This window comes from Amycolatopsis dongchuanensis, assembly GCF_039542405.1.
In the GTDB taxonomy this organism is placed as follows: Bacteria; Actinomycetota; Actinomycetes; order Mycobacteriales; family Pseudonocardiaceae; genus Amycolatopsis_E; species Amycolatopsis_E sacchari.
The window spans coordinates 21,250-38,316 of record NZ_BAABIB010000095.1 but is presented as its reverse complement, the minus strand read 5'-3'; the positions used below and the strand labels follow the sequence as shown (position 1 = coordinate 38,316).

Here is a 17,067-nt window from a genome sequence, read left to right as displayed (position 1 = left end):
GCCAGTGTGCCGCACCCCCGCCCTGCCTAGCGTCGAAATCAGCTTCAGAGGAAGGAAAAAGGGGATGTCCACAGTCCAGGACGGGCTCGTCTGCGCGGTGCGCATGGAGTCCGTGAGCAAGGTCTACGGCAGCGGCGAGACCGCGGTCCGTGCGCTCGACGACGTGTCGATCGGCTTGCGGCGCGGCAGTTTCACCGCGCTGATGGGCCCCTCCGGTTCCGGCAAGAGCACGTTCCTGCACTGCGCCGCCGGGCTCGACCGCCCGACGTCGGGGCGCGTGCTGCTGGGCGAGGACGACCTGACCAAGCTGCGCGAGGCCCAGCTGACCGAGCTGCGGCGCAGCCGCATCGGGTTCGTGTTCCAGGCCTACAACCTGCTCGACGCGCTGACCGTCGAGCAGAACATCGTGCTGCCGCTGCGGCTGGCGAACCGGCCGTTCGACCCGGAGTTCCTCGCCGAGGTGGTGCGCTCGGTGGAGCTGACCGTGCCGCTGGACCGGCGGCCCGCCAAGCTCTCCGGCGGGCAGCAGCAGCGCGTCGCGATCGCCCGCGCGCTGGTCACGCGGCCCGACGTGGTGTTCCTCGACGAACCCACGGGCGCGCTCGACACGCGGACCGCCAAGCAGGTGCTCGGCACGCTGCGGCAGGCCGTGGACCGGTGGGGGCAGACGGCGTTGATGGTGACGCACGACCCGGTGGCGGCGTCCTACGCGGACTCGGTGGTGTTCCTCGCGGACGGCCGGATCGCGGGCGAGGTCGGACCGTCCTCGCCCGAGGCCATCGCCGAGCACATGACGCACCTCGGGGAGTGGTGATCGACGTGTTCTCCATGGCATGGCGGATGATCCGCGCGCGGCGGGGCTCGTTCGCGGCCGCGTTCGTCGCGGTGTTCTGCGGTTCGGTGCTGATCACGGGGAGCGGCGTGCTGCTGGACTCCGGGTTGCGCGCCGGGGCCGCGCCGCAGCGTTACGCCACGGCGCCGGTCGTCGTGACGGCGCAGCAGGTGCTGCCCGTCACCGAGGACATGGACCAGCGTTTCGCGGAGCGCGTGCCGCTGCCGGTGTCCCGCGCGGACGAGATCGCCCGCGTGCCCGGGGTCCAGTCCGTTGTGGACGATGTGACCGTCCGGGCCGGACTGCGCTCGCCCGGCGGCACCCTGCCGCTGGTCGCACACGGCTGGTCGTCGATCAGGCTCGGGAGCGGCGCGCACGACGGCCGGGAGCCGGCCGGTGCCGGTGAGGTCGTGCTCGACGCGTCGCTCGCCGCGCAGGCGGGCGTGCACGTGGGGGACACCGTCTCGCTGGCGGTCGGTGCCGTCGCAGCGCCGTACCGGGTGGTCGGCACGGCCACGGGCACGTTCCTGTCCGACGAGCGGGCCAGGGCGCTCACCGGCAAGCCCGACCAGGTCGACGCCGTCGCCGTGTTCGCCGAGCCGGGCGTGTCCGCCGGCGCGCTCGCGCAGCGCATCGGGCAGGCCGTGCCCGGGGTCGCCACGTTCACGGGCGACGACCGGGCGGAGGCGGAGTTCCTCGACGTGGGGGCCGCGCGCTCGTTCCTGGTGCTGGTGGCGGGCTCGTTCGGCGGCACGATGCTGCTGATCGTCGCGCTGGTGGTCGCCAGCACGCTCGGCCTCGCCATCCAGCAGCGGCGCCGCGAGTTCGCGCTGCTGCGGGCGGTCGCGGCGACGCCGCGGCAGATCCGCAGGCTGGTCGGGGCCGAGACCGCGGTGCTGGCCGTCACCGCCTCGGTGCTGGGCGCGGTGCCCGGGGCCTGGCTCACTTTCCTGCTCCGCGACGCGTTCGTGGCCGCCGGAGTGGTGCCGGAGAACTTCCGGTTCACGCTCGGGCCGTTGCCGGTGCTGGGCTCCGTCGTGCTGTGCGTCGCCACGGCTCTCGCGGCGGGCCTGATCGCCGCCCGGCGCGCGGCCCGCGTCAGCCCCGTCGACGCACTGGGCGAGGCGAAGGTCGAACCGCCCCGGCTGGGCCGGGCACGGCTCGTCGCGGGCTGGACGCTGGTGCCCGTTGGCATCGGGTTCGGGATGTTCCTGCCGCTGACGACCACGGGCGAGAGCGCGACCGCGGGTGCCGCCGGTTCGGCGCTGCTGCTGGTGATCGCGGTGGCGCTGCTCGGCCCGCGGCTGCTGACCGCGACGGCCGCGGTGCTCGGACGGCTGGGGCTCGGCAGGCCCGCGTCGGGTTTCCTCGCCGACGCCAACACGAGGGCGCGTTCGCGGCGGATCGGTTCCGCGGCGCCCCCGCTGATCATGGGCGTGGCGATGGCCGCGGTGCAGATCTTCACGCTGACCACGACGGATGCGGCCGCCAGGCACCAGGCGGCCGAGGGCCTCGTCGCCGACCGCGTGCTGGTCGCCGACGGCGGGCTCGCCCCCGAGGTCGCCGACCTCGTGCGGCGGACGCCCGGCGTGACGGCCGCGGTGCCGGTCGTGCACACGCAGGCCCTCGTGACCTACGACGAACTGGGCGAGCCCTCGACCGGGGCGTTCACCGCGCAGGGCGTGACCCCCGCGGGGCTGCGCGAGGTGCTGGACCTCGACGTCCAGCGCGGTGAGCTCGACGGGCTCACCGAAGGCACGCTGGCGTTGAGCAAGAGCGCCGCCGGCACGTTCGGCGCCGACGTCGGCTCGACCCTGTCCATCCGCCTCGGCGACGGAAGGCCGTACACCGGCCGGGTCGTGGCCATCTACGGCAACGGGCTCGGCTTCGGGGACATCACGCTGCCGCGGGACGTGGTGGCGAACCCGCTGAACGACGAGATCCTGGTGTCCGGCAACGACTTCACGGCCCTGACGACGGCGCTCCAGGCCTACCCGGAGGTCCGGACCACCGACCGCGGCGCCTTCACCGCCCCTTCGGACGGCGGGGAGTCGGCGGTCACCCTGCTGCTGAACCTCGTGCTGCTCGGGTTCCTCGCGATCGCGGTGGTGAACATCCTGGTGCTCGCCACGGCCACCCGGGTGCGGGAGTTCGCACTGCTGCGGCTCGTCGGGGCGAAACCGCGGCAGGTGCGGGCGATGATGCGCGGCGAGGCGGCGATCGTCGTCGTGGCCGCGGTCGTGCTCGGCACGCTCGCCGCGCTCCCGCCGCTCGTCGGCATCAGCATCAGCCTCACCGGCGCTCCGCTGCCGAGCGTTCCCGCGCTGCCCTACCTCGGGATCGTCGCCGCCGCCGTCGCACTCGGCTGGGGCGCCATCGCACTGCCCACCCGGTTCGCCCTCCGCCCGGCCCCGGTGGCCGCGATGCGCGTCGGCGACTGACCGTCCGAGGAGACAGAGATGAAACTGCACATCTTCATCACCCGCCACCGGTTGCCCGCGTTCTTCACGATGGCGTTCGCGCTCAGCTGGCTGGCCTGGCTGCCGTATGTGTTGTCGGACAACGGACTCGGGGTCGTGCACTTCCGCTTCCCGCAGCTGCTCGGCACCCCGCAGCTGCTGGGCGTGCTGCCCGGCGCGTACCTCGGGCCGATCCTGTCCGCGTTCATCGTCACGGCGGTCGCGGAGGGCAGGCCGGGGCTGCGGCGGTGGACGGGCAGGCTGCTGCGGTGGCGGGTGAAGTGGTGGTGGTACGCCGCCACCCTGCTCGGCGTGCCGGTGGCGCTCACCTTGGCCAGCCTGCCGTTCGCACACGGGTTCGCCGTGCCGGGGGCGTCGGTGCTGGTGGCGTACCTGCCCGCGCTGGTCCTGCAGATGATCACCACCGGACTCGCCGAGGAGCCCGGCTGGCGCGACTTCGCGCTGCCCCACCTGCAGCCGCGGTTCGGCGCGCTGCGCGGCACGCTCATCCTCGGCCCGCTGTGGGGCTTCTGGCACCTGCCGCTGTTCCTCACGGAGTGGGGTGGCTGGCCGGACGTGCACTGGTACAGCGTCGTCGAGTTCGTCGTCGCGGCCACGGCGCTGAGCGTCGTGATGACGTGGGTGTTCAACCGCTCCGGGGAAAGCCTGCCGGTCGCGATGGTGCTGCACACGAGCGTGAACAACTACATGTCGGTGGCGTGGCTGGAGGTGTTCCCCGGCATAGACCCGCACAGCTCGTCGCGCATCCTCCTGATCGCCTCGACGGTCGCCGCGGTGGTGCTGATCGCCGTGACCCGGGGCCGGCTGGGGTACCGGCCGCGGGCGGCGGAGCCCGTCGAGCGGGTGCTCACGGCCTGAGCCGGAGCGCCCGGAGAGGTTCGTCTTCCCGGCGGGGAAGGCGAACCTCTCTGCATGCGGTCGTGAACTCCAGCACCCGGTCGGCCACCTCGAGCGACAGGGTGTGCTTCCGCCCCAGCCACAGCTCCACCTCCGCCGCGCGCAGGAGCCGCCGAGCGCGCCGGGCCGCGCGCCGGGCGTTGTGGGCCGTGCTCTTTTCGAGGAACACCAGCAACATCGGGACTTCGATCCGCCGCAGCGCCGACTGGGCCGGGCGCAGTTGTGGTGGCAGCCGGGGCCGGTGGTCCCGGATCCCGGCGAGCACCAGCCGCATGTCCGGGCGGTCGGCCGGCACCCCGGTGAGCTGTGCCAGGATCCGCGCCCACACCCGGTCCCGCCGGACCAGCACGCCGACCGCGCTCCACCACAGCACGGCGGGCCGGAACCGCGCCGTCACCGTCGTCGGGTCGACCGCCGCGACCGACGCGAGCCGCCCGGGGCGGTGGATGGCCTGGTACACCGCGTAACACTCGCCGCTGGAAGCGCCGACGAGGTGCACCCGCGGCAGCTCCAGCGCGGCCAGCACGTCGTCCAGCCAGCGGGTGCGCTCGGCCGCGCTGGTGATCGGTTCCCGCTGCACACTGCGGCCCGCCTCGCCGAGGGTGTCGAGCGCGTACACCGGGTGCCCGCGGTCGAGCAGCCCCGGCAGGCCCGGTGCCCACGCGGCGGCCGTACCCGAGAGGCCGGACAGCAGCACGAGCGGATCCCCCGGCCCGTCGCAGAACCGGTACACCCGCGTCGTGCCGTGGTGGGTGTCCACGTCGAGGACTTCGGCGGGCGGGCACAGGGCCATCGCTCGGTCGTAGGCCGCGAAGTAGTGCTCCGCGGCCGCATCACTGGAAAAACGCCCGATTCTCCGCATAGCCTCGACGGTAGGAACCGGCGTCACGCGTGTCTTGGACGAAAGTCGGGTGCCACATGGGGGATTGGTCGCTCGTCGTGCCGCACGCGGAGGCCGTTCGCTCGTCGGGGCTGCACCTCGCGGCTCCGCACCCGGCACTCGCCGGAGAGGTGCTCGGCTACTCAGGACGTGAGCAGGTGCTGGACGCGCCGCTGCGGTGGCGGCCGGCCGTGCTCGGCGCGGTGACGGTCACGCTCGACCTCGAAACCCCTTCCCGGATGCTGCTCGACGAAGAGGGCGCGAACCCGCATCCCCGCGATCCGGTGCTGGGGTTGCGCAGCCGTCCCCTCGCGCTCGCCGAGGAGCCGGGGCTCGTGCGCACGCTGACCGTGGGGCTGTCCCCGGCCGCGGCGTACGCACTGCTCGGTGTGCCGCTGGGAGAACTACCGCCTGACGGGGTCGCGCTGGAGCGGCTGCTGGGCAGGCACGCCACGCTGCTGACCGAGCAGGTCGCCGAAGCCGCCACCTGGCGGCGCCGGTTCGCACTCGTCGACCGGTTCCTGACGGCGCGCCTGCCGCACGGCCCTCGTCCGGCGCCGGAAGTCGAGCACGCCTGGCAGCGGCTGAGCGGACACCGGCGGCGGAGGTCGCGCACTTCTGCGGTTACGCCGACCAGGCGCATTTCACCCGGGACTTCCGGGCGCTGACGGGCAGCACCCCCGGCGAGTTCGTCAGCTCCCGGCCCTGCGCAGGACCTCGCGGACGACCAGCCGGGCGGTCGGCTTGACCGTCTGCCAGTACCAGTCGGCCCAGCGGTAGGCGACGGTGTCGGTGGTCGTCGCGCGGGCCTCGAAGGTCATCAGCGTCAGCTCGTCGCCGTACGGGCGGTGCCCGATGGAGATGGCGATCGTGCCGCGGCGGCGCCGCGAGTACGTGGCGAACTCCTGCGCGCTGACCTGCTGCCAGTCGCAGAACGGGGTCCAGAACCGGCCCGCGGCGCCGAGCACGACCTCCTCGCCCGGACTGCTGGCCAGGACCGTCCACCGGCCCTTCGTCAGGATCTCGTCGAAGCCGGGGGCGCATCTCCGCGGCCGCGGGGGGACCGTGCGGTCCAGAGCCCGCTGGAAGGCGCCGGGCAGTTCGCCGAACCGCCGGTAGGTCTGCTCCGGCCGCCCCTGCACCAGCAGGTGCTCGCGGAAGGCGAAGTCGAAGCGCGGCGTGAACTCGTCGAGCAGCGTCGGTGCGATTTGTTCCACGGTCACGGTGTCACTCCCTCTCGTGCCCGCCCTGTGCTGAGGAAATTGCGCCATATAGCGGGTAGCCGCGGTGAGGGCCGAAAGTCCCTCACCGGGCGGGGGCGTGTTCCACCTGACCGGTATCGAGTCCGAAGTGGACGATCAGTTCTTCCGGATGCGCCCGAGGGCCCTGACCACCGCGGTGCAGCGGTCCTCGACGTAGTCCAGCCCGGCCTCCTCCGCGATCCGCCGCGCCTCCGCGGACACGATGCCCTGCTGGAGCCACAGGGTTTTCGCCCCGATCGCGACGGCCTGCCTGGCGATCCCCGGTGCCTCCGCGGCGGGGCGGAAGACGTCCACGAGGTCGACGGGCTCGGGGATGTCGGTCAGTGAGCGGTACACCCGTTCGCCGAGCAGCACGTCGGCCGAGGGGTGCACGGGGATGATGCGGAAGCCCGCGGCCTGCAGGTTCGCCGGCACGGAGTGCGCGGCCTTCGCCGGGTCCCGGCTCAGCCCCACCACGGCGATGGTGTTCGCGGCGGCGAGGGCGCGTTCGGCAAGGTCAGCCACATCCTGAACAACTCCGCAGGTCGGGCGGTAATTCCGGGCGTTTCGCGCCGGAGCGTCGCGGGTAGCCAACCGACCGTAGGAGAGGAGGCCGTCGTGGACACGAACGCCTACGTGGCTTACCTGGTGGTGGCGATCCTGATGGTCGTGGTCGACGGCCAGATCATCTACCACAGCGGTAAGCGGTACCTGCTGAACTCGCGGGGCAACCCCGAGGCGGAGTCTTCGATGACCCGGCTGATCACGGTGCTGTTCCACCTCGTGGTGCTGGGGGCGATCGCGCTGCTGTCCACCATCCACTTCCCCGGCGGCAGCTCCCTGCCGTCCGTGGTCGGGCGGCTCGGCGTGACCCTGCTGGTCATCGCGGTGGCCCACGCGATCGCGATCAGCGTGCTCGCCCGGATGCGGGAGGAGCAGGCGGTCGAGGACTACAACAACCGGGTCGTCGAGAGCCGCGCCACGATCGACCGGCAGCTCAACGAGCCGACGGTGCAGCCGGTCCCCGGCCAGGAGGGCCGGGTCGCCCACGTCAGCCCGAACCTGGAGCAGGGAGGCCCCTACACCTCCGGTGACGGGAGGCTCTGAGCGTCCCACGGACCCCGCCCTGGCCTGGCCTCCTCCGGAGTGCCGGGCCAGGGCGGTGTCGTGACCGCCACGACCCGCAGCCCGTGCTCCCCGGCCCGGAACTGGAACGTCGTCCCGAGCGGGATGGTCAGGCAGAGCCCGGGCTCGAGTGTCGTGACCTCCTCGCGGTCGCCTTCCCGGCGCCACATCGCGCCGCTGCCGTCGAGGACGAACCAGATCTCCTCGACGGTGGCGTGGGAGACCGCCAGCGACACCTGGTGCGGCGCGAGTTCGAACCGCGCGAAGCTCGCCCCCGCGAGGCGGCAGAGCGGGCGCACCGCGGATCCGTCGGGTGCGCGCACCTCGGGGGCGTCGTGGACGGAGATGGTCTCGAACATCAGGAAACCGCTTTCCGGTAACGCTCGGCCAGTTCGCCCACGTGCTCCACCAGTTCCGGTGGTGCGGTCACCGTGAAGTCGAAGCCCAGCAGGCCGAGGTGCACGGCGAGCGTCTCGACGGTGTCCGCGCCGGTGTGCAGCACACACGTCCCCTCGTCGCGCGCTTCGGCGCTCGGTGAGGACCTCCGCGGGCGCGTGCACGACGACGTCCGCCCGGTACCGCCACGCCGCCGAGGACGCCCCGCGCATGACGCGGTCGGTCACCTCCTCCGGCAGGTCGCGAGGGGTGAAGCGGCGGCCGTTCGGGGTGTGCGGGACCATGCGGTCCACCCGGAACGTGCGCCAGTCCGCGCGATCGACGTCCCACGCGACGAGGTACCAGCGGCGGCCCCAGTTCACGATCCGGTAGGGCTCGGCGGTGCGCCGCGTCTGCCCGCCCTCGTGCGTGACGTAGTCGAACCGCAGGCATTCGTGGTCCCGGCACGCCGCCGCGATGGCCGTCAGGGTGTCCGCGCCGACGCGTGGCCCCGCTTCGGTCTGGGCGCGCACGGAGTAGGTCTGCAGGGTGTGCACGCGGTTGCGCAGCCGGGACGGCAGCACCTGCTCCAGCTTCGCCAGCGCACGCAACGACGTCTCCTCGATGCCGGTGACCGTGCCCGCGGTGCGCAGCCCGATCGCCACGGCGACGGCCTCTTCGTCGTCGAGCAGCAACGGCGGTAGTTCGGCGCCGGCGCCCAGCCGGTAGCCGCCCGTCGAGCCGCGTACGGCGTGCACGGGGTAGCCGAGCCCGCGCAACCGTTCGATGTCGTTGCGCACGGTCCGCGGGCTGACTTCGAGGCGTTCGGCGAGCTCCGCGCCTGTCCAGTCACGCGGGGACTGCAGCAACGAGAGCAACCGGAGCAGCCGCGCCGAGGTTTCCAACATTTTTCCAGTGTGGCACTTCATTAGGAACGAAGCTTGCCTAATGGACTGGCAGCGTGACGGGCATGACGAACATCCAGCCCTTCCGCATCGACGTCCCCCAGGCCGACCTCGACGACCGCGCCGACCGCCTCGCCCGCACCCGGTTCGCCGACGAACTGCCCGGCTTCGGCGTGCCGGTGGCCCGCGTCCGCGAACTGGTCGAACACTGGCGTGACCGCTTCGACGGGCGCGCACTGGAAGCGAGACTCAACTCGTATCCGCAGCTCACGACCGAGATAGACGGGCAGCTGATCCACTTCCTGCACGTGCGCTCCGGGAAGGACGGCGCGCTCCCGTTGATCCTCACGCACGGCTGGCCCGGTTCGATCGTCGAGTACCTGGACGTGCTCGACCCGCTCACCGAGGCCGGGTTCGACGTCGTGCTGCCGTCGGTGCCCGGTTTCGGGTTCTCCGGTCCGACGCGCGAAACCGGCTGGAACCGGTACCGCATCGCGCGGGCGTGGACGGAACTGATGGCGCGCTGCGGTTACGAGCGGTACGGCGCGGTCGGCAACGACGGCGGGGCGATGATCTCACCCGAGGTGGGCCGCCTGGCGCCGGAGCGCGTCGTGGGCGTGCACGTCACGCAGATCTTCTCGTTCCCCAGCGGGGATCCGGCGGAGATGGCGGACCTCACCGAGGAGGAGGCCGCGGGGCTGGCGCACCTGAAGTGGTTCTGGGACACCATCGGCGCGTTCAACGTCCTGCTTTCGCAGCAGCCGCAGACGGTGGCGCACGCCCTGGTGGACTCGCCCGCGGGACTCGCGGGCTGGAACGGCCAGCTGATGGTGGAGCAGGACGTCGAGTTCGCGGTGGCGAACCTGGCGATCTACTGGTTCACCCGTACAGCGGCGTCGTCGATGCGGCTGTACCGCGAGGATTCACTGGCGGAGCCGCCCTCGGGGCAGACGACGGTGCCGCTGGGCCTGGCCGCCTTCGCGAACGACTTCCAGTCCATCAGGCGCTTCGCCGAGCGCGACCACGTGAACATCGTCTCGTGGCACACCTACGACGAAGGCAGCCACTACGCCGCCCACGACGCGACGAAGACCCTGGTGAACGACGTGGTGACCTTCTTCGAGGGGTTGCGCTAGGAGCAGACCGCGCCCCGGGCGGCCGAGCCGACGAGGGCGGCGTACTTCGCCAGCACGCCCGTCCGCCTCGGGGCCCGGGGTGCGGTCCACTCCGCACGCCGCCGCTCGAGTTCCTCCTCCGGCACCGCCACGTCGAGCGTCCGGGACGTCATGTCCAGCACGATCGGGTCCCCGTCGCGCACCAGCGCGATGGGGCCGCCGTGCGCGGCCTCCGGCGCGACGTGCCCGATGCACAACCCCGTGGTACCACCGGAAAAGCGGCCGTCGGTGAGCAGCAGGACGTCCTTGCCGAGCCCGGCGCCCTTGATCGCGCCGGTGACCGCCAGCATCTCGCGCATCCCCGGCCCGCCCCGCGGCCCCTCGTACCGGATCACCACGACGTCCCCCGGCACGAGCGTGCCCAGCGCGTCCATCGCGGCCTGCTCGCCGTCGAAAACCCTTGCGGTGCCTTCGAAACGTGACGAGTCGAAGCCCGCGCTCTTGACCACCGCGCCTTCGGGGGCGAGCGAACCGTGCAGGATCGTGATGCCGCCGGTCGGGTGGATCGGCTCGGTCAGCTTGCGGATGACCTCACCGTCGAGCTCGGGCGGGGCCAGCTCGGCGAGGTTCTCCGCGAGCGTCTTCCCGGTCACGGTCACGCAGTCGCCGTGCAGCATCCCCGCGTCGAGCAGCGCTTTCATCACCACGGGCACCCCGCCGACGCGGTCCACCGCGGTCATCACGTGCCTGCCGAACGGCTTCACGTCCGCCAGGTGCGGCACGCGGTCACCGATGCGGGTGAAGTCGTCGAGCGTCAGCTCCACCTCGGCCTCGTGCGCGATGGCGAGCAGGTGCAGCACCGCGTTCGTCGAACCGCCCAGCGCCATCACGACGGCGATGGCGTTCTCGAACGCTTCGCGCGTCAGGATGTCCCGTGCGGTCAGGCCCTTGGCGAGCAGCCCGATGATCGCTTCACCGCTCTCCCGCGCGAACCGGTCCCGCCGCCGGTCGACCGAGGGCGGGCTCGCCGAACCCGGCAGCGACATGCCCAGCGCCTCCGCCGCGCACGCCATCGTGTTCGCCGTGTACATCCCGCCGCACGCGCCCTCGCCGGGGCAGATCGCGCGCTCGATCCGGTCGACCTCCTCACGGGAGATCAGGCCCCGCGCGCAGGCGCCGACGGCCTCGAACGCGTCGATGATCGTCACCTCGCGGCCGTCCACCGTGCCGGGCAGGATCGAGCCGGCGTAGAGGAACACGGCGGCGACGTCGAGCCGAGCCGCGGCCATCAGCATCCCCGGCAGGCTCTTGTCGCACCCGGCGAGCAGCAGCGCGCCGTCGAGCCGCTCGGCCTGCATCACCGTCTCCACCGAATCGGCGATGACCTCGCGGGAGACCAGCGAGTAGTGCATCCCCTCGTGCCCCATCGAGATGCCGTCCGACACCGAAATCGTGCCGAACTCCATCGGGAACCCGCCGCCGGCGTGCACGCCCTGCTTGCCCGCCTGCGCGAGCCGCTGCAGCGACAGGTTGCACGGGGTGATCTCGTTCCACGACGACGCGATGCCGATCTGGGGCTTGGCGAAGTCGTCGTCGCCCATGCCCACGGCGCGGAGCATGCCGCGCGCGGCGGCGCGTTCGAGACCATCGGTCACGTCACGGGAGCGGGGCTTGAGGTCGGCCATGTCCAGCACCCTAGGCCGGTGATCCACTATCTACACAATGTTGACGATCGAAAGGCAGCTGTAGACAATCGAGGGCATGACGAAGGTGTCATTCGATCGGGAACCCGGCTCCTACCGCCACTGGAAGCTGCGCGTCGAGCCGCCGATCGCGTGGCTCGAACTCGACGTCGACGAGCACGGCGGCCTCGTCGAGGGCTACGAGCTCAAGCTCAACTCCTACGACCTCGGCGTCGACATCGAGCTGTACGACGCGGTGCAGCGCCTCCGCTTCGAGCACCCCGAGGTGGGCGCGGTGATCATCACCAGCGCGAAGGACAAGGTGTTCTGCGCCGGCGCGAACATCCGGATGCTCGCCGCCTCCTCCCACGAGTGGAAGGTGAACTTCTGCAAGTTCACCAACGAGACCCGCAACGGCATCGAGGACGCCACCGAGAACTCCGGGCAGGTCTACCTCGCCGCGGTGAACGGCAGCTGTGCCGGCGGCGGCTACGAAATCGCGCTGGCCTGCGAAAAGATCCTCCTCGTCGACGACAACTCCTCGACCGTCGCGCTGCCCGAGGTGCCGCTGCTCGGCGTGCTCCCCGGCACCGGCGGGCTGACGCGCGTGACCGACAAACGGCGGGTGCGCAAGGACCGCGCGGACGTCTTCGCCACCCGGCCGGACGGCGTCAAGGGCAGGACCGCGGTGGAGTGGCGTCTGGTGGACGAGCTGGTGCCACGGCAGGAGTTCCGCGAGGTCGTCGCGGCCCGCGCCCGCGAACTGGCCCGCCCGCGGGCGGAGAAGGGCATCGAACTGACGCCGCTGACGCGCACCGAGACCGAGGACGAGATCCGCTATCCGCACGTCACGGCCAAGCTCGGCAAGCACAGCGTCGAGATCACCGTCCGTGGCCCGCGGGGCGACGAGTGGCTGCTCCCGATGACCCGCGAGCTGGACGACCTCATCCTCCGCCTGCGCACCAACGAACCCGAGCTGGGCACGTGGGTGTTCCGCACCGAAGGCGACCCCGAGGCCGTGCTCGCGCACGAACGGCGCCTGCTCGGCGCGGGGGACTGGCTGTCCAAGGAGGTCCTGCACTACTACAAGCGCACGCTGAAGCGGCTCGACGTGACCAGCCGGAGCCTGTTCGCGTTGATCGAGCCCGGCAGCTGCTTCGCCGGCCTGCTGCTGGAGCTGGCGCTGGCGTGCGACCGGCAGTACCTGCTCGACGGGCCTCCCATCGACGACGAGGACAGCGAGGAACGCGCGTCGATCATGCTCACCGAGGCGAACTTCGGCGTGTTCCCGATGGGCAACGGCCTGTCCCGGCTGGAATCCCGGTTCTACGGCGAGAACGACCACCTCGACTGGCTCAAGCGCGAACGCGAGCGGCCGCTGGGCGCCGCGGAGGCCGTCGAGCTGGGCCTGGTCACCGACGCCCCCGACGACATCGACTGGGAGGACGAGATCCGCCTCGCGCTGGAGGGCCGCGCCGCGCTGTCCCCGGACGCGCTGACCGGGATGGAGGCCAACCACCGGTTCGTCGGGCCGGAGACGATCGAGACCAAGATCTTCGGACGGTTGTCCGCCTGGCAGAACTGGATCTTCACCAGACCGAACGCGTCCGGACCCGACGGCGCGCTCCGCCGCTACGGCACCGGGCAGCAGGCCACCTTCGACCGCAGGCGGGTGTGACATGCCGGAGAAGATCGACTACGACAGCAAGATCCCCAACAACGTCGGGCTCGCCGACGACCGGCGGCTCCAGCGCGCGCTGGAGGGCTGGCAGCCGAAGTTCCTGAACTGGTGGGCCGAAATGGGCCCGACGCTCGAAACGCAGGGCGTCTACCTGCGCACGGCGGTCAGCGTCGGGCGCGACGGCTGGGCGCACTTCGACCACGTCAACGTGCCGGACTACCGGTGGGGCATCTTCCTCGCCGAGCGCGATCCGGACCGGCGGATCGCCTTCGGGCAGCACAAGGGCGAACCGGTGTGGCAGCAGGTGCCCGGCGAGTACCGCGCCGACCTGCAACGGCTGATCGTCATCCAGGGCGACACCGAACCGGCGTCCGTGGAGCAGCAGAAGCTGCTGGGGCTCACGGCTCCTTCGCTGTACGACCTGCGGAACCTGTTCCAGGTCAACGTCGAGGAGGGCAGGCACCTGTGGGCGATGGTTTACCTGCTGCACGCGTACTTCGGCCGTGAGGGGCGCGAGGAGGCCGAAGCGTTGCTGCACCGCAACTCCGGCAGTCCCGACTCGCCCCGCATCCTCGGCGCGTTCAACGAGGAGACCGCCGACTGGCTCGCCTTCTACATGTTCACGTACTTCACCGACCGGGACGGGAAGTACCAGCTCGGCACGCTCAAGGAGTCGGCGTTCGACCCGCTGTCGCGGACGTGCGAGTTCATGCTGAAGGAGGAGGCGCACCACATGTTCGTGGGCACCACCGGGATCGACCGCGTGGTGCAGCGCTCCGCCGAGTTGATCCGCGAGCACGACACGATGGACATCGCCCCGCACGGCGGCATCCCGCTCGACATCGTGCAGCGGTACCTGAACTTCCACTACAGCGTGTCGCTCGACCTGTTCGGCAGCGAGACGTCGACCAACGCGGCGAACTACTACACGGCGGGGCTGAAGGGCCGCTGGATGGAGACCCGCCGCAAGGACGACCACCGGCTCACCGACGACGCCGCCGAGCTGCCGCGCCCCCGCGAGGACGGCACGTGGGAGACCGAGGAGCTGCAGAAGATCCTGCTGCTCAACCTGGACCTGCGCACGGAGTACATCGACGACTGCCAGTCCGGGGTCAAACGGTGGAACCGGATACTCGAGGACGCGGGGATCTCGTTCCGGTTCGCGCTGCCGCACCCTGGTTTCAACCGGCAGGTCGGCATAAACTCCGGCCACCACATCACCCCGGACGGAACGATCGTGGACGAGCGGACCTGGCGGGAGGGGCGGAAGCACTGGCTGCCCACCAGTGAGGACCTCGCGTTCGTCCGTTCGCTGATGCGGCCGGTGTACGAGCGCGGCAAGATCGCCAGCTGGGTCGCGCCGCCGCGGCAGGGCATCAACGGCAAGCCCTTCGACTACGAGTACGTGTACCTCTAGGAGGCGGCGGTGGGGTTCAACGCGGCGGACTACCTGCTCGACAGGCACGTGCGAAACGGTGACGGCAGCCGGACCGCCGTGGTCACCCCGGCCAGGACGCTCACGTACGCCGAACTGGCCGACGCGGTGCACCGCGTCGCGGGCGGCCTCACCGCGATCGGCGTGCGGCCCGAGGAACGCGTGATGCTGTGCATGGTCGACGGCGTCGAGCTGCTCACCGGCATCCTCGGGGCGATGTACGCGGGTGCCGTCCCGGTGCCGGTGTCGACGATGGTCACCGGCGCCGAGCTCGGCAAGGTGCTCGCGGACTCCCGTGCGCGCGTGCTGTGCGTGTCCGCGGAGTTCGCGGCCGCCGCGAGCGAGGCGGTCGGCCGGGCGCCGGAGGTCGCGGCGGTGGTGCTCGACCGCGCGGATCCGGCGGATTTCCCCGGTGTGCACACGCACGACTGGTCCGAGCTGTCCACTTCGGACCCTGTACTGCCGTTCGACACGTGGGAGGACTCCCCGGCGCTGTGGCTGTACACGTCGGGCACCACGGGCGAGCCGAAGGGCGCGATGCACCGGCACGCCAGTGTGCGCGCCGTGTGCGAGACCTACGGCAGCCAGGTGCTCGGCATCCGCCCCGGGGACCGTTGTTTTTCGGTCGCCAAGCTGTTTTTCGCTTACGGCATCGGGAATTCGGCGTTCTTCCCGTTGTCCGTGGGCGCCTCCGTCGTGTTGGAAGCCGGACGCCCCAGTCCGCAGTCGGTGGCCGAACGGGTCCGCGCGGAACGCCCCACGTTGTTCTTCGGCGTGCCCACGTTCTATGCCGCCCTGCTCGCGAGCGACATCCCCGATGACACGTTTGTCTCTGTGCGGCAGGCGGTTTCAGCCGGTGAACCACTGCCGTCTGTCCTTTTTGAACGGTTCCTGGCCCGGTTCGGCGTGGAGATCCTCGACGGCATCGGGTCCACGGAAGCGTTGCACATCTTCCTGTCCAACCGTCCCGGCGCGGTGGTGCCCGGAACCACCGGCACAGCGGTACCGGGCTACGAAGTGGAGATCCGGGACGCGCTCGGCGTGCCGATCGACGCGGTGGGCGAGCCGGGTGAGCTGTTCGTGCGCGGGCCGTCGACTGCGTTCGGGTACTGGAGCCGGTACGAGACGAGCAAGCGCGTGTTCCAGGGGGAGTGGCTGCGGACGGGTGACAGTTACGTGCGCAACGCCGACGGCACCTACACCTGCCTGGGACGGTTCAACGACATGCTGAAGGCGGGCGGGATCTGGGTGTCGCCCGCCGAAGTGGAGCAGAGGCTGTTGCAGCACCCGGATGTGGCGGAGGCGGCCCTGGTGGCGGCGCCGGACGCGGACGGTATCGACAAGCCGGTCGCGTGTGTCGTGCCGGTGGCCGGGCGGGTGGTCGAGCCCGGCGCGCTGATCGAGTTCTGCCGGGAGGGGCTGGCGTCGTTCAAGCGGCCGCGTGCCGTGGTCGCGGTCGCGGAGCTGCCGAAGACGGCGACGGGCAAGATCCGCCGGAACGTGATCCGTGAGCAGGTCCGTGACTCGCTGCGCCCGGGGGCGCTCGCGTGATCGACGGTTTCACGGTGGTGGACGCGCATGTCCACGTGCCCCGGCTTTCGACGTTGAAACAGGCGTGGCTGGACTGGGCGGATAAGTTCTCGGGCCCGCACGACTGGCGCGCGGCGTACGACTCGGCCGGCGATCCGGTTCCGTCCGCTTTGGACTCGTTGCTCGAGGCCGAGGGCGTGGACCGGGCGTTGTTGTTCTGCGAGTACAGCCCACGGGCGACGGGTATCCAGCCGATCGAGGACCTGCTGCCGATCGTGGAGCACAACCCATCGCGGTTCCGGCTGGTCGCGAACGTCAACCCGTACCTGCACCACCCGGTGGCGGCGGAGGTGGAGCGGCAGCTGGGGCTGGGCGCGGTGGCGCTGAAGATCCACCCGGTGCACGGCGCTTTCTCGCCCGCGGAGAAGGAGCTGTACGCGGCGTACCAGGTGTGCGCGGAACGCGGGGTGCCGGTGATCATCCACTCGGGCACGAGCAGTTTTCCCGGCGCGCGGGCGAGTTTCGGCAATCCGGAGCTGATGTCCGATGTGGTCGAAGACTTCCCGGACGTGCAGTTCGTGTTCGCCCACGGTGGTCGCGGCTGGTGGTACGACGTGGCGGCGTTCCTGGCGCTGGCGAAGGACAACGTGTGGCTGGACCTGGCCGGCCTGCCGCCGAAGAAGCTCCCGGAGTACTACGCCCGTTTCGACTTCGCGCGGCTGGCGGAGAAGTTCGTCTTCGGCACGGACTGGCCAGGTGTGCCCGGCACGGCCCGAAATGTGCGCGCGCTGGCGGAGTTGGGTCTCCCGGCGGCTGTGTTACGCGCGGTCCTGTCCGGCAACGCCGCGAAGCTGTTCCCGGGTCTGGGCGTTTAGGGGGTGCGGGGTAA

Annotated in this window: 15 protein-coding genes and 1 pseudogene; 10 read left to right on the top strand and 6 right to left on the bottom strand. The window is 71.3% G+C overall.

The window, feature by feature from the left end:
• The first annotated feature begins 64 nt into the window (after positions 1–64).
• Genes ABFX51_RS26130 through ABFX51_RS26120 form a run of 3 tightly spaced genes read left to right on the top strand, consistent with a single transcriptional unit; the run spans position 65 to position 4,170 of the window.
• A complete protein-coding gene (locus tag ABFX51_RS26130) occupies positions 65–814 on the top strand; it encodes an ABC transporter ATP-binding protein (RefSeq protein WP_091514423.1) in 750 nt (249 codons plus the stop codon).
• Positions 811–3,273 (top strand): ABC transporter permease, encoded by a 2,463-nt coding sequence (locus tag ABFX51_RS26125; RefSeq protein ID WP_346055200.1) that lies wholly within the window; start codon positions 811–813, stop codon positions 3,271–3,273. The genes ABFX51_RS26130 and ABFX51_RS26125 overlap by 4 nt, the downstream gene beginning before the upstream one ends.
• Before the next feature lie 18 nt (positions 3,274–3,291).
• Positions 3,292–4,170, top strand: a complete 879-nt coding sequence (locus ABFX51_RS26120) for a CPBP family intramembrane glutamic endopeptidase (RefSeq protein WP_091514421.1) — start codon at positions 3,292–3,294, stop codon at positions 4,168–4,170.
• Here ABFX51_RS26120 and ABFX51_RS26115 read toward each other — a convergent pair.
• Complete coding sequence (locus tag ABFX51_RS26115; protein ID WP_091514419.1) at positions 4,160–5,071, bottom strand: alpha/beta fold hydrolase; 912 nt, start codon at positions 5,069–5,071, stop codon at positions 4,160–4,162. The genes ABFX51_RS26120 and ABFX51_RS26115 overlap by 11 nt on opposite strands.
• A gap of 505 nt (positions 5,072–5,576) precedes the next feature.
• Here ABFX51_RS26115 and ABFX51_RS26110 point away from each other — a divergent pair.
• On the top strand, positions 5,577–5,837 hold the full coding sequence (locus ABFX51_RS26110; RefSeq protein WP_346055223.1) for a helix-turn-helix domain-containing protein: 261 nt from the start codon (positions 5,577–5,579) through the stop codon (positions 5,835–5,837).
• Here the strand turns inward: ABFX51_RS26110 and ABFX51_RS26105 are convergent.
• Complete coding sequence (locus ABFX51_RS26105; RefSeq protein ID WP_091514414.1) at positions 5,782–6,312, bottom strand: hypothetical protein; 531 nt, start codon at positions 6,310–6,312, stop codon at positions 5,782–5,784. The two genes, ABFX51_RS26110 and ABFX51_RS26105, sit on opposite strands and share 56 nt — an antisense overlap.
• Before the next feature lie 135 nt (positions 6,313–6,447).
• On the bottom strand, positions 6,448–6,855 hold the full coding sequence (locus ABFX51_RS26100; protein WP_091514411.1) for a CoA-binding protein: 408 nt from the start codon (positions 6,853–6,855) through the stop codon (positions 6,448–6,450).
• Between the two features lie 93 nt (positions 6,856–6,948).
• On the opposite strand from ABFX51_RS26100, the gene ABFX51_RS26095 reads away from it, so the two are divergent.
• Positions 6,949–7,437, top strand: a complete 489-nt coding sequence (locus tag ABFX51_RS26095) for a hypothetical protein (protein ID WP_091514409.1) — start codon at positions 6,949–6,951, stop codon at positions 7,435–7,437.
• Here ABFX51_RS26095 and ABFX51_RS26090 read toward each other — a convergent pair.
• Positions 7,410–7,814 carry a cupin domain-containing protein gene (locus ABFX51_RS26090; protein WP_177228929.1) on the bottom strand — a complete coding sequence of 135 codons (405 nt, stop codon included), beginning with the start codon at positions 7,812–7,814 and terminating at the stop codon, positions 7,410–7,412. The two genes, ABFX51_RS26095 and ABFX51_RS26090, sit on opposite strands and share 28 nt — an antisense overlap.
• A pseudogene (locus ABFX51_RS26085) lies at positions 7,814–8,738 on the bottom strand (helix-turn-helix transcriptional regulator). The gene ABFX51_RS26090 and the pseudogene ABFX51_RS26085 overlap by 1 nt, the downstream one beginning before the upstream one ends.
• A gap of 62 nt (positions 8,739–8,800) precedes the next feature.
• Between ABFX51_RS26085 and ABFX51_RS26080 the strand changes: the two are divergent.
• On the top strand, positions 8,801–9,871 hold the full coding sequence (locus ABFX51_RS26080) for an epoxide hydrolase family protein (protein WP_346055198.1): 1,071 nt from the start codon (positions 8,801–8,803) through the stop codon (positions 9,869–9,871).
• Here the strand turns inward: ABFX51_RS26080 and ilvD are convergent.
• Positions 9,868–11,535: a dihydroxy-acid dehydratase gene (gene ilvD, locus ABFX51_RS26075; RefSeq protein ID WP_091514537.1), complete on the bottom strand. Its 1,668-nt coding sequence runs from the start codon at positions 11,533–11,535 to the stop codon at positions 9,868–9,870. The two genes, ABFX51_RS26080 and ilvD, sit on opposite strands and share 4 nt — an antisense overlap.
• Before the next feature lie 76 nt (positions 11,536–11,611).
• Here ilvD and boxC point away from each other — a divergent pair, with 76 nt between their 5' ends.
• Genes boxC through ABFX51_RS26055 form a run of 4 tightly spaced genes read left to right on the top strand, consistent with a single transcriptional unit; the run spans position 11,612 to position 17,053 of the window.
• Positions 11,612–13,210 carry a 2,3-epoxybenzoyl-CoA dihydrolase gene (gene boxC / locus ABFX51_RS26070; protein WP_425425876.1) on the top strand — a complete coding sequence of 533 codons (1,599 nt, stop codon included), beginning with the start codon at positions 11,612–11,614 and terminating at the stop codon, positions 13,208–13,210.
• A gap of 1 nt (position 13,211) precedes the next feature.
• On the top strand, positions 13,212–14,630 hold the full coding sequence (boxB, locus tag ABFX51_RS26065) for a benzoyl-CoA 2,3-epoxidase subunit BoxB (RefSeq protein ID WP_091514401.1): 1,419 nt from the start codon (positions 13,212–13,214) through the stop codon (positions 14,628–14,630).
• 9 nt (positions 14,631–14,639) lie between these two features.
• The gene (locus tag ABFX51_RS26060) at positions 14,640–16,199 is read left to right on the top strand and encodes a benzoate-CoA ligase family protein (protein ID WP_346055197.1); all 1,560 of its coding nucleotides are present in this window, start codon (positions 14,640–14,642) and stop codon (positions 16,197–16,199) included.
• The gene (locus tag ABFX51_RS26055; RefSeq protein WP_346055196.1) at positions 16,196–17,053 is read left to right on the top strand and encodes an amidohydrolase family protein; all 858 of its coding nucleotides are present in this window, start codon (positions 16,196–16,198) and stop codon (positions 17,051–17,053) included. The genes ABFX51_RS26060 and ABFX51_RS26055 overlap by 4 nt, the downstream gene beginning before the upstream one ends.
• Positions 17,054–17,067: the final 14 nt, after the last annotated feature.

Coding starts and splice junctions, on each gene's coding strand:
- boxC (WP_425425876.1), top strand. CDS start 11,612: ATGACGAAGGTGTCATTCGATCGGGAACCCGGCTCCTACCGCCACTGG.
- ABFX51_RS26130 (WP_091514423.1), top strand. CDS start 65: ATGTCCACAGTCCAGGACGGGCTCGTCTGCGCGGTGCGCATGGAGTCC.
- ABFX51_RS26090 (WP_177228929.1), bottom strand. CDS start 7,814: ATGTTCGAGACCATCTCCGTCCACGACGCCCCCGAGGTGCGCGCACCC.
- ABFX51_RS26120 (WP_091514421.1), top strand. CDS start 3,292: ATGAAACTGCACATCTTCATCACCCGCCACCGGTTGCCCGCGTTCTTC.
- boxB (WP_091514401.1), top strand. CDS start 13,212: ATGCCGGAGAAGATCGACTACGACAGCAAGATCCCCAACAACGTCGGG.
- ABFX51_RS26115 (WP_091514419.1), bottom strand. CDS start 5,071: ATGCGGAGAATCGGGCGTTTTTCCAGTGATGCGGCCGCGGAGCACTAC.
- ilvD (WP_091514537.1), bottom strand. CDS start 11,535: ATGGCCGACCTCAAGCCCCGCTCCCGTGACGTGACCGATGGTCTCGAA.
- ABFX51_RS26080 (WP_346055198.1), top strand. CDS start 8,801: ATGACGAACATCCAGCCCTTCCGCATCGACGTCCCCCAGGCCGACCTC.